This window comes from Pseudophaeobacter sp. C1-32P7 (genome assembly GCF_041008775.1).
In the GTDB taxonomy this organism is placed as follows: domain Bacteria; phylum Pseudomonadota; class Alphaproteobacteria; order Rhodobacterales; family Rhodobacteraceae; genus Phycobacter; species Phycobacter gallaeciensis_A.
The window spans coordinates 257,985-273,528 of sequence record NZ_JAXGFR010000002.1 but is presented as its reverse complement, the minus strand read 5'-3'; the positions used below and the strand labels follow the sequence as shown (position 1 = coordinate 273,528).

The 15,544-nt window shown below is 62.6% G+C and carries 20 protein-coding genes; 15 read left to right on the top strand and 5 right to left on the bottom strand.

Features of this window, described 5'->3' with window-relative positions:
* Positions 1–91: 91 nt before the first annotated feature.
* From SM763_RS04240 to ribD, 6 genes are all read left to right on the top strand, one after another.
* Positions 92–499: a hypothetical protein gene (locus SM763_RS04240; RefSeq protein ID WP_065270912.1), complete on the top strand. Its 408-nt coding sequence runs from the start codon at positions 92–94 to the stop codon at positions 497–499.
* 140 nt (positions 500–639) lie between these two features.
* Positions 640–1,059, top strand: coding sequence for a hypothetical protein (locus SM763_RS04235; protein ID WP_368997685.1), 420 nt, complete (start codon positions 640–642; stop codon positions 1,057–1,059).
* A gap of 88 nt (positions 1,060–1,147) precedes the next feature.
* Positions 1,148–1,585, top strand: coding sequence for a hypothetical protein (locus tag SM763_RS04230; protein ID WP_274828253.1), 438 nt, complete (start codon positions 1,148–1,150; stop codon positions 1,583–1,585).
* A gap of 53 nt (positions 1,586–1,638) precedes the next feature.
* Positions 1,639–2,055: a secondary thiamine-phosphate synthase enzyme YjbQ gene (locus tag SM763_RS04225; RefSeq protein WP_368997684.1), complete on the top strand. Its 417-nt coding sequence runs from the start codon at positions 1,639–1,641 to the stop codon at positions 2,053–2,055.
* Between the two features lie 122 nt (positions 2,056–2,177).
* Positions 2,178–2,642 carry a transcriptional regulator NrdR gene (nrdR, locus tag SM763_RS04220; protein ID WP_065270909.1) on the top strand — a complete coding sequence of 155 codons (465 nt, stop codon included), beginning with the start codon at positions 2,178–2,180 and terminating at the stop codon, positions 2,640–2,642.
* A 44-nt stretch (positions 2,643–2,686) separates the two neighbouring features.
* Complete coding sequence (gene ribD, locus SM763_RS04215; protein WP_368997836.1) at positions 2,687–3,763, top strand: bifunctional diaminohydroxyphosphoribosylaminopyrimidine deaminase/5-amino-6-(5-phosphoribosylamino)uracil reductase RibD; 1,077 nt, start codon at positions 2,687–2,689, stop codon at positions 3,761–3,763.
* A 10-nt stretch (positions 3,764–3,773) separates the two neighbouring features.
* On the opposite strand, the gene SM763_RS04210 is transcribed toward ribD, so the two are convergent.
* From SM763_RS04210 to SM763_RS04200, 3 genes are all read right to left on the bottom strand, one after another.
* Positions 3,774–5,789, bottom strand: coding sequence for a capsule polysaccharide biogenesis protein (locus SM763_RS04210; RefSeq protein WP_368997683.1), 2,016 nt, complete (start codon positions 5,787–5,789; stop codon positions 3,774–3,776).
* A gap of 7 nt (positions 5,790–5,796) precedes the next feature.
* A complete protein-coding gene (locus tag SM763_RS04205; RefSeq protein WP_274828256.1) occupies positions 5,797–6,930 on the bottom strand; it encodes a polysaccharide biosynthesis/export family protein in 1,134 nt (377 codons plus the stop codon).
* 96 nt (positions 6,931–7,026) lie between these two features.
* On the bottom strand, positions 7,027–8,322 hold the full coding sequence (locus SM763_RS04200; RefSeq protein WP_368997681.1) for a capsule polysaccharide biogenesis protein: 1,296 nt from the start codon (positions 8,320–8,322) through the stop codon (positions 7,027–7,029).
* Between the two features lie 221 nt (positions 8,323–8,543).
* Between SM763_RS04200 and SM763_RS04195 the strand changes: the two genes are divergently transcribed.
* Together SM763_RS04195 and SM763_RS04190 are read left to right on the top strand one after the other, a co-directional pair.
* Positions 8,544–9,131, top strand: coding sequence for a riboflavin synthase (locus tag SM763_RS04195; protein WP_368997679.1), 588 nt, complete (start codon positions 8,544–8,546; stop codon positions 9,129–9,131).
* Positions 9,131–9,730, top strand: a complete 600-nt coding sequence (locus SM763_RS04190; protein ID WP_368997677.1) for a hypothetical protein — start codon at positions 9,131–9,133, stop codon at positions 9,728–9,730. The genes SM763_RS04195 and SM763_RS04190 overlap by 1 nt, the downstream gene beginning before the upstream one ends.
* A gap of 103 nt (positions 9,731–9,833) precedes the next feature.
* Here the strand turns inward: SM763_RS04190 and SM763_RS04185 are convergent, their stop codons facing one another.
* Positions 9,834–10,886 (bottom strand): proline racemase family protein, encoded by a 1,053-nt coding sequence (locus tag SM763_RS04185; protein WP_368997675.1) that lies wholly within the window; start codon positions 10,884–10,886, stop codon positions 9,834–9,836.
* 196 nt (positions 10,887–11,082) lie between these two features.
* On the opposite strand from SM763_RS04185, the gene ribB reads away from it, so the two are divergent.
* From ribB to SM763_RS04160, 5 genes are all read left to right on the top strand, one after another.
* On the top strand, positions 11,083–12,210 hold the full coding sequence (gene ribB, locus SM763_RS04180; protein WP_065270902.1) for a 3,4-dihydroxy-2-butanone-4-phosphate synthase: 1,128 nt from the start codon (positions 11,083–11,085) through the stop codon (positions 12,208–12,210).
* Position 12,211: 1 nt separating this feature from the next.
* The gene (locus tag SM763_RS04175) at positions 12,212–12,763 is read left to right on the top strand and encodes a 6,7-dimethyl-8-ribityllumazine synthase (protein WP_274828261.1); all 552 of its coding nucleotides are present in this window, start codon (positions 12,212–12,214) and stop codon (positions 12,761–12,763) included.
* Entirely contained in the window at positions 12,760–13,242 is a 483-nt protein-coding gene (gene nusB / locus SM763_RS04170; RefSeq protein WP_065270900.1) for a transcription antitermination factor NusB, read from the top strand. Before SM763_RS04175 ends, nusB begins: the two co-directional genes overlap by 4 nt.
* A gap of 200 nt (positions 13,243–13,442) precedes the next feature.
* Positions 13,443–13,775 carry a hypothetical protein gene (locus tag SM763_RS04165; RefSeq protein ID WP_274828262.1) on the top strand — a complete coding sequence of 111 codons (333 nt, stop codon included), beginning with the start codon at positions 13,443–13,445 and terminating at the stop codon, positions 13,773–13,775.
* Positions 13,776–13,986: 211 nt separating this feature from the next.
* The gene (locus SM763_RS04160) at positions 13,987–14,172 is read left to right on the top strand and encodes a CTP synthetase (protein ID WP_065270898.1); all 186 of its coding nucleotides are present in this window, start codon (positions 13,987–13,989) and stop codon (positions 14,170–14,172) included.
* Positions 14,173–14,185: 13 nt separating this feature from the next.
* On the opposite strand, the gene SM763_RS04155 is transcribed toward SM763_RS04160, so the two are convergent.
* Positions 14,186–14,323 (bottom strand): entericidin A/B family lipoprotein, encoded by a 138-nt coding sequence (locus SM763_RS04155; RefSeq protein ID WP_116560370.1) that lies wholly within the window; start codon positions 14,321–14,323, stop codon positions 14,186–14,188.
* Positions 14,324–14,514: 191 nt separating this feature from the next.
* Between SM763_RS04155 and SM763_RS04150 the strand changes: the two genes are divergently transcribed.
* Together SM763_RS04150 and SM763_RS04145 are read left to right on the top strand one after the other, a co-directional pair.
* Positions 14,515–14,829: a TraR/DksA family transcriptional regulator gene (locus SM763_RS04150; protein ID WP_065270897.1), complete on the top strand. Its 315-nt coding sequence runs from the start codon at positions 14,515–14,517 to the stop codon at positions 14,827–14,829.
* Between the two features lie 104 nt (positions 14,830–14,933).
* Positions 14,934–15,443 carry a PhnA domain-containing protein gene (locus tag SM763_RS04145; protein ID WP_274828263.1) on the top strand — a complete coding sequence of 170 codons (510 nt, stop codon included), beginning with the start codon at positions 14,934–14,936 and terminating at the stop codon, positions 15,441–15,443.
* The last annotated feature ends 101 nt before the right edge of the window (positions 15,444–15,544 follow it).

The window sequence follows — 15,544 nt, the reverse complement described above, 5'->3', positions numbered from 1 at the left end:
GCTCTTTGCTGATCTTCTCTAAGTGAGTGCGCCGCCCCTTGGTTCTGCCGACGGGGATCCCTATGTTTGAGAAAACAACGGATTTCCTGCCATGAAGAATTTTCTATCCAGCCTCGGGTGCGCCCTTTTTCTCCTGTCTCCCTCCGTCGGGCAGGCCTTCACGCTTGCCAATGGGGTGCAGGTGAATGCCGTGAGTGACACGGTGTTCGAAGTCGTTCCGCGCAGTTCTGGCACTGTTGAGGAATTCTGGTGCGGGGCCTCCGAATATGCTCGTCGTGTGCTTGGGGCCGATTGGCGCGACCCGATTTATGTCCTGCGTGGGCGCGGTGAAAGCGTCACCACAGGTAAGAGGTCTGCCGTGCAATTCACCCTTTCGGCTGATCAGGTCGCCGGGCTGGGTACGGATCGCGGTTGGTTCACCTTTGGCATCCGTCCCGGCGACTCCATGTCGGTCCAGCAGGCCAGAACCTATTGCAACCAGCGTCCGATCCGTCCCTGATACGCAGGCCGGTGGGCGCGCCACGTTCGAAGCGACAGATACACGAGAGCGTGATAGCCCCGGGGCTGGCGCGAAGCGGGGCTGGCCCTAGGATCATACCGTGTCAGGAATAGAACTTGACGGTATTGGAGGGTGTCGCAATGGCGCGAAGATTTTCATTTGCAGTGGTCGTCTTTTCGGCCTCGGCGGCTCTTGGCCTTGCCGGGGCGGCTGACGCCTTTACGAGCCGCAAGTCGGCGCGGGTCAATCCGGTATCGGAGCAGGTGTTCGAGGTCGTTCCGATCGCAGGCGGGACCGGATTGGACTATTGGTGTGGCGCTGGGGATTATGCCGTGCGTGCGCTTGGCGCGCCGATGTCGGCAATGGTTTATGTGTCCCGCGCCATGGGACCCAGCGAAACCACCAACCGCCGCTCTGCGGTGCAGTTCACGCTCGATGTGAATATGCTGGCGGGAGCGGAGCCTATCACTAATCCGCCGATCAACCGCCTGAACGTCGGCGATGCGATGCAGGTGCGCGCAGCCCTGTCATTCTGTCACCAATTGCCGACGGGTTTCTGACCCGCTGACGGGCGCTGGCGAACCGGCTGAGGTCGCCGAACAGCGGGCCTGTGCTATACTTCTGGTGACGCAACAGGGGAGTAGACCGATGAAACCGATGTTCTGGCCTGCCTTGGCCTTTGCGACAGCCCTTGCGGTGCAGCCTGTTACCGCGCAATCAGTCTCGGTGCAGGCCTGGTGGTCTTGGAACCGCCACGAAGTGCTGCCTGTCGAAGAGGGTGTCTGGGAAGTGGTGAGCCGGGTCGGCACCTCGGCGCAGGATTACTGGTGTGGGATCGGGGATTTTGCCATATCGCAGCTGCGTACCAGCGCCACCCAGCGGATCTATGTCTGGGAGGGCGTCGGCCCTTCGGTCAACCGCCCCGGCAGAAAGTCGGTGAAATTCGCGCTGACCCCGCCGCCGGGAGCGAGTACGGAAAAAGGGTATTCCCTGTCGGTGAAAAAGCCGGGCTACAACCTGAACGCCGCCACCGCCCGCAACTACTGCTATGACCGGTTCGACGATCCTTTCTTCCGGCGCCCCTGATCACTTCGTAACGACCCTTGTGAAGCAGCGCGTCCTGCGGCAATGCTGTCCTCATGCAAACCGAATTCCAGATCGAAACGGCCGGGCAGGGCCTTTACGAATTCACCCGCGAGCTTCAGTTCTGGGTTGGGTCCTGCGGTGTGCGGCAGGGGTTGCTGACGTTGTTCGTGCGGCACACTTCCTGCTCCCTACTGATACAGGAAAACGCTGACCCCGAGGTGCAGACGGATCTTCGGGCCTATTTTGCCCGGCTGGTGCCGCCCAGCACGGACCCTTCGATGTCCTATCTGCGCCATACCTACGAAGGCCCCGATGACATGCCCGCCCATATCAAGGCGGCGATGATGCCGGTCAGCCTGTCGATCCCGGTCACGGATGGCGCGGCTGTTCTGGGCACCTGGCAGGGGGTCTACCTGTTTGAGCACCGCGACGCGCCGCACCGGCGCAAGGTTGCGGCGCATCTTGCCTGAACTGCTTGATCTAGCGGTGTGATTTCGCCTCTACCCAAACTGTTGAGGCTGTCCTATAGTTGTGGATAACTGCGCCGGGTCAGGCGCAATCTACAGGCATTGATCATGAAGGGGACTGGCTGATGCGCTGCCCGTTTTGCGGAAATATCGATACTCAGGTCAAGGATTCGCGCCCGGCAGAGGATCACGTGTCGATCCGTCGCCGCCGCTTCTGCCCGGCCTGTGGCGGGCGTTTCACGACCTACGAACGGGTGCAGCTGCGCGATCTGGTGGTGGTCAAGACCAACGGCAAACGCGAAGACTTCGACCGGGACAAGCTGGAGCGCTCGATCCGCATTTCGATGCAGAAGCGCCCGATCGACCCCGAGCGTATCGATCAGATGATCTCGGGCATTGTCCGCCGCCTTGAAAGCATGGGCGAGACGGATATTCAGTCCAAGAAGATCGGCGAGATCGTCATGGAGGCTTTGGCGCGGATCGACACCGTCGCCTATGTGCGCTTTGCCAGCGTCTACAAGAATTTCCAGGCCGCCGATGATTTCGAGGACTTCGTCCACGAATTGCGCCCGCACCCCCCGGAAGAGTGATCACCCCGATGAGCCGTTATGACATTGCCGTGGATGAACGGTTCATGGCGCTGGCCCTGTCCCTGGGGCGGCGTGGGCATGGCAATTGCTGGCCCAACCCCGCGGTGGGCTGCGTCATCGTCAAGGATGGTCGCATCGTCGGACGGGGCTGGACCCAACCGGGCGGCCGCCCGCACGCGGAGCCGCAGGCGCTTGCACAGGCAGGCGCGGCGGCGCGTGGCGCCACCGTCTATGTGACTCTTGAACCCTGTTCGCATCATGGTGCGACACCGCCCTGTGCGCAGGCGCTGATCGACGCCGGGGTGGCGCGTGTGGTCGCGGCCATCGGCGACAGCGATCCGCGGGTTTCGGGGCAGGGGTTTGAAATGCTGCGTTATGCCGGGGTGGAGGTCACCACCGGGGTTCTCGCAGAACAGGCCGCCCGCGATCACGCCGGTTTCTTCCTGAAGACCGAACAGGGGCGGCCCTTCGTTACACTGAAGCTGGCCAGCAGTTTTGACGGGCGGATTGCCACCGGATCGGGGCAGAGCAAATGGATCACCGGCCCCGAAGCACGCCGCGCAGTGCATGCGATGCGTGCCAGTCATGATGCGGTCATGGTCGGCGCTGGGACCGTGCGGGCGGATGATCCCTCGCTGACCGTGCGCGATCTGGGCATCGACAAACAGCCGGTGCGGGTGATTGCCTCCCGCCATCTGGATCTGCCGCTGATGAGCCATCTGGCCCGCACTGCGCAAGAGGTGCCGGTCTGGCTTTGCCACGGTCAGGGCGCCGATATTGAGCGGCTGCGCGCCTGGGAGGGGCTGGGCGCCCGGTTGCTGCCCTGTGCCAGCCACGGAGTGCAGCTCTCGGCGGTGGATATCCTGCAGCAGCTTGGTCAGGCGGGTCTGACCCGCGTGTTCTGCGAAGGCGGCAGTGCGCTCGCGGCCTCATTGCTGGCCTTTGATCTGGTGGATGAGCTGATCGGCTTTACCGCCGGGATCGGCATTGGCGCCGAGGGGCTGCCCTCGATTGGCGCGCTTGGCCTTGGGCGGCTGGACGAGGCGCCGCGGTTTGAGCTGGCTGAGGTGCGCCCGTTGGGCGGCGATATCCTGCACCGCTGGCGCCGGGCGCTGAGCTAAGGACGACAGCTCACCGCCACAGGTGGGCGTAGGTTGCAAACAGGCCCTGCAGTTTTGACAGGCTGCGGTTGCCAAGGCCGGGCGATGGTTGCTCGCCTTTGATCAGGCGATCAACCACGACCTCGACAGGGCAGGGCAGTCCTGTGACCGGGTCGTGATAGCGCGGATAGTCGATCAGTACCGCATGGGCCAAGCCCATAAGACCTGGCCGGGCCTTGCGCCAGGCCGGGGCGGAGATGATATCCCGGGTCAGCCCCCAGCCGGCATAGAAGGGGGATCCGACCACGGTCACCTTGACGCCCCTCAGCAGTGCCTCGAACCCCAAGAGCGAGGTCATGGTCCAGACCTCCTGCACGTGATCCAGAAGCGCCATCGGATCGGCATTCTGCGCCACGACATCGGCCAGATCCTCGGGCACGATCTGCCCCTTGCGCAGACCTGCTTCGACATCGGGGTGGGGTTTGTAGATGATCACCGCCTTGGGGTTGGCGGCGCGCAAAGCGCGCAAGAGATCCAGATTGCTGCGTATCTTGCCCGCCCCCGCCAGGATCGAGGCATCGTCTTCGACCTGACCGGGTACCAGGATCCGGTGCCCATCGGGCAGGTCCGGAATGTCTCCGCCCAGATTGTATTTCGACAGGCTGTTCTGCGTCAGGCTCTTGATCAGTCGCTCGGCGCGGCGGGCCTCGGCATCGTTTAGGTCCTCGCGCTGGGCGATCAGATCATCCAGATCCGAGGGCTGGCGCGGATCGTAATAGATCCCCTGACGGTCCAGAACCAGCGACATCGGCGGCACCAGTTCGGCGCCAAGACCGCGGGAGCGCAGGAAGCCGTCCTCTAGATGAAAAGCCCCGGCGTGGGATTTGTCTGCTTTGGAGGCCCAGACCATCCAGTTGCGCCCGCTCTTGCGTGCCTTTTCGGGATCCTCGGTGAACAGCATTTTCTTTTCACTGCCGAAAAAGCCCTGCAGTGGCCGCCGTTTCCACATCCGCATGCCGGAGGCGGCCCAGCCGACGCGATCCTGACGCCAGGCGCGCACGCGGGCCTCCAGCGCGTCGATCACGGTTTCCAGCTCGCACAGCTGGTCGCGGAAGGGGTCGTACCAGGTGGGGTACAGGATCATTGCCGCGGAAAACAGTTGTGCGCGGGTCAGGCGGCGGTTGCGGCGCGGCGGCGGCATCTCGTCCTGCGTCAGGCCCCAACCGGCATAGAAGGGCTGGCCAAAGACGCGCGGTTTGTGGCCAGCCAGAATGGCCTCGAACCCCAGTTGCGAGGAGACGGTATAGACCGCGACCGCACCCTCCAGCAGCGGCCAGGGGGACACGGGACGCGTCAGCAGTTCTATCCGATCATTGGCATCTTCCGGGCCGAAATAGCCAGGCCGGTATCCGGCGCGGGTTTCCGGATGGGTCTTGATCAGAATACGGGCGCCGGGGTTTTCCTCTTGCGCGAAAACCAGCATTTCGCGGAACCGAGCTGCATCTGCTCCTGAGGCCGTGACCGAGGCATCGCCGCGCGCCTGATCCACCACCAGCACGTAACCGGGATCGGGAACCGGCGCTTCGGCAGCATAGGCGTTGTACTTGCTGAGATGCGCATCCATCAGCCGCCCGATGGCATCACGGGCGCGGCGCATCATGCTGCTGTCATCCAAGGGGTGCGTGGCCAGCAGCTGCTCCAGGTCAGATGGCGTGTTGGCGTCGAAATGCACGCCCGAGCGGTCCAGCAGCAGCCCCAGAGGTGGCTCACCCGCGCGGCCTGGATAGACCGAGCGTAGAAAGGCGTCTTCGACCCGCAGCAGGGCAGAACCATATTTGTGAGCGATAGCCTTTCCACGGTGGGCAGTGGGGGAATTGCCCCAGACCCCGACCAGATCCCCATCGCCGGGTAGCCCCAGCCGGATGTCATAACCGGCAAGGGACAGGATCCGACGCAATCGGGATTGGGTCAGGAAACCGCCGTTGTAAACAAAAAGCCGGGATCTGTCGTTCCCGGCTTTCGTTATGCCTGTCGGCGACCTTAGCATTGCGGCGTTACCCGCCAGCGATGGACGCGGCGCTCGACAGCGATCCAAGGGGCGTGACCAGCAGGGAAATCGTCTTGGTCCACTGGGTATAGGGCGCCTCGGTGACATAGAGCGTGTCATCATCGCGGATCACGAAATCACGGGCAATGAACAGCCCGTTCGGCTGCGTCAGGTTCAGCACATAGACCATCCGCTGGGCACCGATCAGGTCGTCGCGGCCCAGCACTTGATTGGCGATCTCTGCCGGTTCGTTGCGCAGGATGAACACCCCGGTCGGGTCCGAGGCGGTGGAAATCAGACCGCCAACCTGGGCGATGGCTTCAAGCCCCGACAGGTCCTGGCTTTCAAAGGGAACGCGGGCCTGGGCGCTGGTGGCGCCAAGCGCGGTAAAGGAACGGGTGTCCTCTTCGACAAGGATCTTGTCACCGCCGCGCAGGGCGATGTCGAGTTCGGGATGATCATAGAGGTCCTGGAACCAGATCTTGCCTTGCTGCTTGCCGCGGATCACGGTGACCTGGGCGATTTCGGGCTGGATCGTGACGCCGCCAGCCTGGGCCAGCATGGTGGCCAATGTGCGGGTGGGGCGCTCGATCGGATAGATCCCCTGTCCGCCCACGGCCCCAGTCAGGCTGACCGTGGCGCCATCGCCGGCCAGGCGGCGGACCTGCACCTGCGGATCCGGGGTCTGATCTTCAAGCTTCTTGGTAATCTCTTCACGCAGTTGCTCCGGGGTGTTGCCCGACGCCCTGAGACGACCGGCATAGGGCACGAAGATATAGCCGGCGCCATCGACCTGCACTTCTTCAAGCGCGGTCGCGTTCGAGGTTTCGGCGGCCAGAAGGCCATCATCCACGTTTTCCCAGATGGTCAGTCCCAGGACGTCGCCGGGCCGGATGATGTCAGACGTCAGTCGGCCGGCCGAGGTAAAATCGGATGAAAAGCCAAGCGCGGGCACCACAGCGGTTGCCCGCGCCACCCGGTCATTCACGGAAACGATAAAGGCATCGCCCTCTTTCTGCACCGAACCGGCAAAGATCTGGCGTTTGTTCGGGCCAACCTTGGGCAAGCCACAGGACGCCGCAAGCGATACTGCGGCGAGAATCGCGATAGGGCGCGCCCAGCGAAATGGGACGTTTGTCACTGCTCGGTCTCCTCGACCTGTTATTGTTTTGCCTCAATTTTTTCAGACAGGATAGCGGAGCAGGGAACGGAAATCCAGTCTTGCGGTCTGTGCGGCTCAGTTCACGATACGCAACTGTTGCCGAGGAGCCGCTGTGCCACGCCTCAGCGCATCATAGGGATCGTCCGGCGCCAGCATCATGTCCACCACCTGACGCAGCAATTGCCGCCGTCCTTTGCGAGAGTAGTAGCCCCCCGGCAATTGCGATGTTTCGAGGAGGAAGCGACGGTAATCCTTATAGGCGCGGTTGTCGGGGCGGGCCGGGGTGGCAAAGAACTCCCCCAGGCTCTGGGTCGAGACGAACTCGGCCTTGTCATAGACCGCGCGGCCAAAGACCTTGAGCGGAATGCCGCGCCACAGGACCTGCTGTCCGGCGGTCGAATTGACGGTAATGGCAGTGCGCGCCTCGTTCAGCAGCTGCGCCAGCTTGCCACCGCGAACGTAGTGAATGCGGTCCTTGATGCCGTGCTCCCGCGCCAGCCTGCGCACCACGCTGCGCAGCGGCACACGGCCATCCTCCAGCGGGTGCGCCTTGATCACCAGATGGTGGTGACGCGGCGCGCTTTCGGCGAAACCGGTGATCACCTCGGCCAGGAAATCGGCCATGCTTTCAAACGGGGAATGCATCTGGAAGGAGCTATCATGCTCCAGCTGCAAGAGCGCCAGATGATAGGGGAAACCACCGCTGCGGATGCGCCATGTGGCCAGCCGCCGGTCCAGCGCCTGGGCAGGCATCAGCAAGAGCCGTTGCAGGTAGAGCTGGAACTCACGTGCCACCGGCAGTGATCGGTGCGGGCGGAAGTTTCGGTAACGCCGGTTCCGGAACATGACGAACCAGTGATAGAGCGCACCGTAAAAGATATGCTGCCGCATATCCCCCCAATGCGAGGGTGGCAGCGGCGCCTCCATATCCGATAGGGCCAGTGCCTGCTGCATATCCGGAACCGACATCTCCATCAGCCGCGAATTGCCGTTGGAGCCGCCCCGTTCATAGGTCACCCAATAGGGGCGCATGTAACCTTCTTCAAAGACGTGCACGCAGAGGCCCCGCTGTTTTGCAGCCTTGATCGCCTCGGCGTGGATCGGGCGGGTGTCACCGTACAGCACGATATCGGTGATCTCATGCTGATCGCAGATCCCGGCAAAGGTCGCGGGCCAGTCCTGCGGCGTGCCCTGATAGGGAATGTAGCTGGACCTGTGGCGCCAGAAGGCGCTGTCCCCGGCGTTGAACCCGACCCGCCATACTGAACAGCCCGCCGCGCGTAGCATCGCGCCAAGGCGGTTGAAGAACGGCCCATGCGGCCCCTGCAGAAACAGGAAGCGACGATGCGGATCTGTGTCAGGCTCGGACATGCGATTTCTCGGGTTTCCGGGAATGTACCATTTCCCGGTTAACGAATGACTGGGGCGAAACTAAGGCTGAGGCGGCGGGCGTGCAAACGGGTTCGGTGCCAAGTCACTGCGTGCAGGGCCTGCGGGGACTTGTGAAGCCAGGGTGCAGGCGCTACCTCTTGGCCAACACGGAATGGAGGACGGGCCCTGACCCGTTCAGGCGACTGGCAAGGAGCAGCCCCATGTTCACAGGTATCATCACCGACGTCGGCACCATCAAGGCGCTGGAACAAGAGGGCGATCTGCGCGCGCGCATCAGCACCAGCTATGATACGGCAGGGATCGACCTGGGCGCCTCCATCGCCTCGGATGGGGTATGCCTGACGGTAATCGAGCTGGGACCGGATTGGTACGATGTTCAGATCTCTGCAGAAACCGTTTCCAAGACCAACATCGGCGCCTGGACCGTGGGCAAACGCGTCAACCTTGAGCGCGCCCTGAAGGTCGGGGACGAACTGGGGGGCCATATCGTATCGGGCCATGTCGATGGCGTGGCCGAGGTGGTCGATATCACGGATGAGGGCGACAGCACCCGGGTGACCCTACGCGCGCCCAAGGATCTGGCGCGTTTCATCGCCCCCAAGGGCTCGGTGGCGCTCAACGGGACGTCGCTGACGGTCAACGATGTGGAAGGCTGTGATTTCGGTATCAATTTCATCCCCCACACCAAAGAGGTGACCACCTGGGGGGATGTGAAGCTGGGCGACAAGGTCCATCTGGAAATCGACACGCTGGCCCGCTACGTGGCGCGGCTGGCGGAGGCCGGGTGATGTCTGGTCTGGCATCCGGCGCGGCGCCCGCCGGGATCGGCCACAATAACGGCCCCAGCATGGAGCAGGGCCGGGCGTGGCGCGTACACGCCTGGCGCAGCGCCCAGAAAAAGCTGATGCCCAACACGATCCCGAAACTGGTTCTGCAGATGCGCATCAAACGCTCCGCGGAGCTGGGCATGGACTACAAGACCTACGCCCGCGTGCGGCAGACTTCGGGGCAGGACATCACCGGGCTGCTGTTCTCCTCCAACGCGCTGCGCATCATTGCCTATGGCGCCCATATGCCTGAGCGTGAGCGGCATGCGCTGGAGGCTGTGCAGAACGCCAGCAAACTGGCGCTAGTGCACCGGCCCAATACGCCCGAGGCGGTCCTCACCGCGCACCCGGTTCTGAACGATGCGGGTGCGGCGCCGCGGTTCAGTGACAGCTGGTCCGAGATGCGCGTGCGGGTTCAGGACGTGATGCGTCGCCAGGGATTGCCCGGCGCCTCGGTGGTGGTGATCGGGGATGCGCCGCTGGAAAGCGAATGGAGCACCGCCGCGCGTGCGGCTGCCTATCTCTCTGCCAGCGAGTATTTCGCGCATCAGTCCGCCTGAGCCGCCCATCCTGCGAACCGCAGGGAGGCTCCCGCCCCCTGAGCCAGCATCGAAGATGCAGGCCCGAGGCGTTGGGCCAGGCGCGCCGCTGCCGCGGCGCGCATCACCACATATCGCCGACGGTATAGCCCGCAGGAAAAGGATCGCTGGGATCCAGCGTGTAGCTGGACAATCCATAGATCCAGCCTTGCCCGGACAGGGTTGGTACGATGGCGGGGTAGGGGCCGACTTTGGTTTCTTCGACAATACGTCCGGTGAAGGTGGTGCCAAGCGGCCCGGCGTTGACGTAGTCCTGTCCCGGCGCAAGCAGGCCCCGTGCATGTAGAACCGCCATCTTGGCGCAGGTGCCAGTGCCGCAGGGGGAGCGGTCCAGAATGCCGCTGGCATCCTGCGGGCGCGCCGGGTCAAAGGCACCGGTCGACAGCGTGATGGCGCCACGCCCATGGGTGTCTTTGGCAATGGGCGCCCCCCAGAGGTTGGTGATTGTTGGGCCGGTGATCGCGGGGTTCTCCGGGTGGATGACGGGTAGCTGCTCGGCCGTGGCGTGGCGGATGGCCTCGCTGACGCGGGTGATGTCCTTGCCGTTGTCTGCTGAAAGATCGACGCCCAGCCGGTCCGCATTGGCCAGAACGAAGAACATCCCGCCCCAGGCCACATCGACCGCGACGGTGCCGAGTCCCGTCACCTCGACCTTGGCGTCCAGATGCACGGCAAAGGCGGGCGCATTGCGAAAGCTGACCTGTGTAACCTTGCCGTCACGGCACTCGGCGCGCACCCGGATCAACCCGGCCGGGGCCTCTAGTGTCAGCTCGGTCACCGGTTCAATCATCGGCAGGATTCCGGTCTCCAGCAGCACCGTCACCACGCAGATGGTGTTGGAGCCGGACATCGGCGGGTATTCGGTCTGCTCGAAGATGATGAAACCGGCGTCCGCCTCCGGATGGCAGGGCGGCACGAGGACATTGCCGCAAAGCCCTGGATTGCCGCGCGGCTCGCGCAGCATCATCAGGCGGATTTCATCGTGGTTGGCCGCCATGTCCTGCATTTTCTCAAACACGCTGGCGCCCTTCAGCAGCGGCATGCCACCGGTGATGACACGGCCCGGTTCGCCCTCGGCGTGGGCTTCATAGGCTTGCAGGATACGGGAAGTGCGCATGGGCTTGGCTTTCGCGTTTGGTCTGATTTTGGTTTTATGCTGGAACGCTAGCAGCCTTCTGCGCATCTGCAAACGTCGCGTCCGTGATTCCAAGAGAGCCAAGCGGGCTGGCCTTTGGGGCGCGGCTGCGCTATTTCGCTGGCAACGCGGCAGCGCCATTCGAGGGCCTGCGACACGGATCATGAAAGGCCATGACATGAGCTTTGAAACACCGGGGCCGGTCGAGGCCCGCCTGCGCGACGCAATCAGCCCGATTGAAGAGATCATCGAAGAGGCCCGACAGGGTCGCATGTTCATCCTTGTGGATCACGAGGACCGCGAGAATGAGGGCGATCTGGTGATCCCGGCGCAATTCGCGGATGCCGATGCCATCAACTTCATGGCGACACACGGGCGCGGGCTGATCTGCCTGCCGATGACCGCGGACCGGATCGACAGCCTCGGGCTGCCGATGATGGCGGTCAATAATTCCTCCCGGCATGAGACTGCCTTTACCGTCTCGATCGAGGCGCGCGAAGGTGTCTCGACCGGCATTTCCGCTGCCGACCGGGCGCTGACCGTCGCGACCGCGATCAACGAGCAGAATTCGATGGCGGAAATCGCAACGCCGGGCCACGTCTTCCCGCTGCGCGCCAAACGCGGCGGCGTTCTGGTGCGTGCGGGCCATACCGAAGCCGCCGTGGATATTTCCCGCCTGGCCGGGCTGCATCCTTCGGGTGTGATCTGCGAGATCATGAAGGAAGACGGCACCATGGCGCGGCTGCCCGATCTGGTGGACTTCGCGGCTGAGCACGGCCAGAAGATCGGCACCATCAGCGATCTGATCGCCTATCGCGCCCGCAACGACAATCTGGTCACCGAAACCTCGCGGGAGATCGTGAATTCGGAATTCGGCGGCGAATGGGACATGCGCCTGTTCACCGATCAGACCCACGGCGTTGAACATGTGGTGATGATCAAGGGTGACATCACCACGCCCGAGCCCGTTCTGGCCCGCACCCACGCCCTGCACGAGGCGACGGATATTCTGGGCCTCGGTCCCAAATCCGCCCGTCAATTGCCCCGCGCGATGGAGATCATCGCTGCCGAGGGGCGCGGGGTTGTGACCCTGTTCCGCCAGCCGCGCAACGCGCTTTATGCTTATGAGGATGACGGGTCGCGCACGGTGACCATCAAACAGACCGGCATTGGCGCGCAGATCCTGTCGAACCTCGGCCTGAAGGACCTGATCCTGCTGACCGATTCCCCCTCGACCAAATATGTGGGTCTTGATGCCTATGGGCTGTCCATCGTCGGCAGCCGCCCCATCCTGAAGGAAGACTGATATGGCCGGACACGAAAGCCACTACATCCTGCCGCGCCCCAGCTTTGACAAACCGGTCAAGCTGCTGATCGTGGTTGCGCCTTATTACAAGGATATCGCCGACAATATGGTCGCAGGCGCCAAGGCCGAGATCGAGGCCGCTGGCGGCACCTGGGATCTGGTCGAAGTGCCCGGCGCGCTGGAGGTGCCCACGGCGATCTCGATTGCTGACCGCACCTCGAACTTTGACGGCTACGTGGCACTGGGCTGTGTGATCCGCGGCGAGACCACCCATTACGATACGGTCTGCAACGACAGTAGCCGCGCGATCCAGCTGATGGGCCTGCAGGGTCTTTGCATCGGCAACGGCATCCTGACCGTAGAGAACCGCGCCCAGGCCGAGGTGCGCGCCGATCCTGCCGATCAGAATAAGGGCGGCGGCGCTGCGGCTGCGGCCTTGCATCTGATCGCACTGACGCGTAAGTGGAGCGCCCAGAGCAAGGGAGTCGGCTTTAAGGCCCCTTCCGAGGCCATCCAGCTGGCTGGCACAGACAACGGATCCACCACGGCATGACCAACCCAGACAGCGCCCCGAAGGGCAACGGCAAGACTCAGATGAAATCGGCGGCCCGGCTTTTTGCCGTGCAGGCGCTGTTCCAGATGGAGCATAGCAGCCAGACCTATGACAAGGTGATCGTCGAATTCGAGGATCACCGTTTCGGCGCTGTCTATGAAGGTGATGAATATGCCGAGGGTGACCCCAAGTTGTTTCGCCAGCTGGTCGAAGGCGCCGTCAATCATCAGGCCAAGATCGACCAGATGACCGACCGCGCGCTGGTTGCGAAATGGCCGATTGCCCGGATCGACCCGACCCTGCGGGCGCTGTTCCGCGCTGCAGGCTCGGAACTGGTCGAGACGAAGACCCCGCCCAAGGTGGTGATCAACGAATTCGTCGATGTGGCGCGCGCGTTTTTCCCCGAAGGCAAAGAGCCGAAATTCGTTAACGCGGTTCTGGATCACATGGCCCGCGAAGCGCGCCCCGAAGCGTTCTGAACCTTCTTTTCAGGTGACCTTTGCAATCAGGCGCACCCCGGTGCGCCTGTTTTTGTTTTTACAGGGGGGGATCGATATTCGTTCCGATCGTGGAGGAGATGCAGGACAAATTCCGCCGATCGCATGTATTTTCCGCTTTATTCTCTGGACCGCCTGCCGCCGGGTGCTAACATTAAGAAGCAGCCTATGGAGGGAATCTCATGCCAAAGCTCATTCAACTCTATATCCGCAACGTTGCGCTGGGGTTCGGAATCGCTGCGGTCTTCGTCGGGCTGCTGCTCTGGTTCAACGTAATGAACCTTTGGGGGCTGGTCAGTACGTCTGATGTCGGGCTTCTGGCGATCGGCATTCTTTGGTTCATGAACGGGATTGTCTTTGCCGGGGTGCAATTCGCCTGGGCGGTGATGTCACTGGCCCGCGATGATGACGCAGGGCCGCGCCGGGGAACTCCGGTGGTGAACCATTTTGAACCGATCCGGGTAAAAGCCGTGGCGCCGCGCCCGCAGGATCGCCGGAAACAGCCGCGCGACTGACCTCTGGCCCAATTCACACCATTTTGAATATAGACTGAGGTGGGCAATCGTGAGGTTGTCCGCCTTGAAGTTGTGAGGGGCCTGCCATTCAGGTGCGCGCAGCGCCGAAGCTGACCCAGATCAAGGCGATTACCAGCAAATTCTGAAACATGATGGCATGGGTCCGGTTCACCGACAGGACCCCGATTCATCTATTCGGAAAGGCCATCACATGTATCGTCTTGCTTTCATCCTGCATCTGTTTATCGGCTCCACCCTTGCAGGTAGCGCCGTGGTAGCGGCCTTGGCCACGGGGCAGGACAGCCTTCAGCCCATCCTGATCGCGGCAGCGCTTGGCTTTATCGCGGCCTTTCCGGTGACGTGGCTGGTCGCGCGCAAGCTTTACAACCTGCGCTGACCTGCGCCCAGCCTTACAGTTTCTTCTGAATGTCGTCGGCCGCCTGCTCAAGGGCGGTTCCGGCTTTGTTGATGTCGCGGCCCGCACCTTTTGCGGTTTCGCAGGCAGCCAGGCTCAGCAGGCTCAGGGCAATCAGGACATGTTTGATCATGGTGTACTCCATCCTTCTTTGCGTGTTGTCTAGCATCGCCTGAGATGAGCAGCCAGAGGCGGAAAGTCGCTGCTCATCGAGCTGCGCGGTTCGACAGCTTTGTTGATGGAGGTCAATGTTCTCTATTAGGTGTTCGGGGATAAGCGCGTGGCAACATGTACCGAACACGACCTATCGGGAGGATTAGACGAATGGCATTTGAGATCCGTAAAGAGGCGCTTGAGGCGCGGCGCAAGGCTCTGACAGGGCATCTGGTCGAGGTGGAGCACACGCTGGACGCGCCTATGCCCAAGGATTGGGAGGATCGATCGTCCGAGCGGCAGGGCGACGAGGTGCTGGAAAGCCTTGGCAAGGCTGAACTGGATGAGCTGCGTCAGATCGATGCGGCACTGGCGCGTATCGAAAGCGGTGACTACGGTTTCTGTCAGATCTGCGGTGATGCCATTTCGGCTGAACGGCTGGACCTGCTTCCTGCGACACCTTTTTGCAAGAAGTGCGCCAAATAAGACTAGTGACCGGGGCATAGGCGCGCGTGGCGTCGGGCGGCGCTTTCCTTTGGCGCGCGCCGGGTCTAAAGCGATCATAGCTATTCTGACACGGAGATACCCTAATGCCCTGCGCCCTCTGTTCCGCCGACGCGCCCCTGTCCTTTGTTGAGGTTCCGGGAGGGCCGGACGGCGCCGGGGTTGAGATCTGTGCCACCTGTGCAGAGCAGATCGCCGGAGATCTTGATCCCAACCACTGGCGCTGCCTGTCATCATCGATGTGGTCGGAAGAGCCTGCCGTGCAGGTGCTGGCGGCGCGTCTTCTGGCACGTCTTTCCGATCAGGACTGGGCCCGCGATCTGGCCGAGCAGCTGTGGCTGGACGATGAAACCCGCGCCTGGGCCGACAATATTCCGGCGGCCAGCGCCCATGTGGACAGCAACGGCGCGCCTCTGGCGCAAGGTGATAACGTTGTCTTGATCAAGGACCTTCCGGTCAAAGGGGGCGGGTTCACCGCCAAACGCGGTACGGCGGTGCGCGGTATTTCCCTGGTTCAGGACAACCCCGAACACATCGAAGGGCGGGTCGAAGGTCAGCGGATCGTTATCCTCACGAAATTCGTGAAGAAGAAGTAGATGCCGCATGGCATCAGCCCAGCAATTTCCCAAAGCCACCGTTGCCGCGCCTTCCGCGATGTGGCACAAGCAATATCAACAGACTGAACAGACGAGTTTAG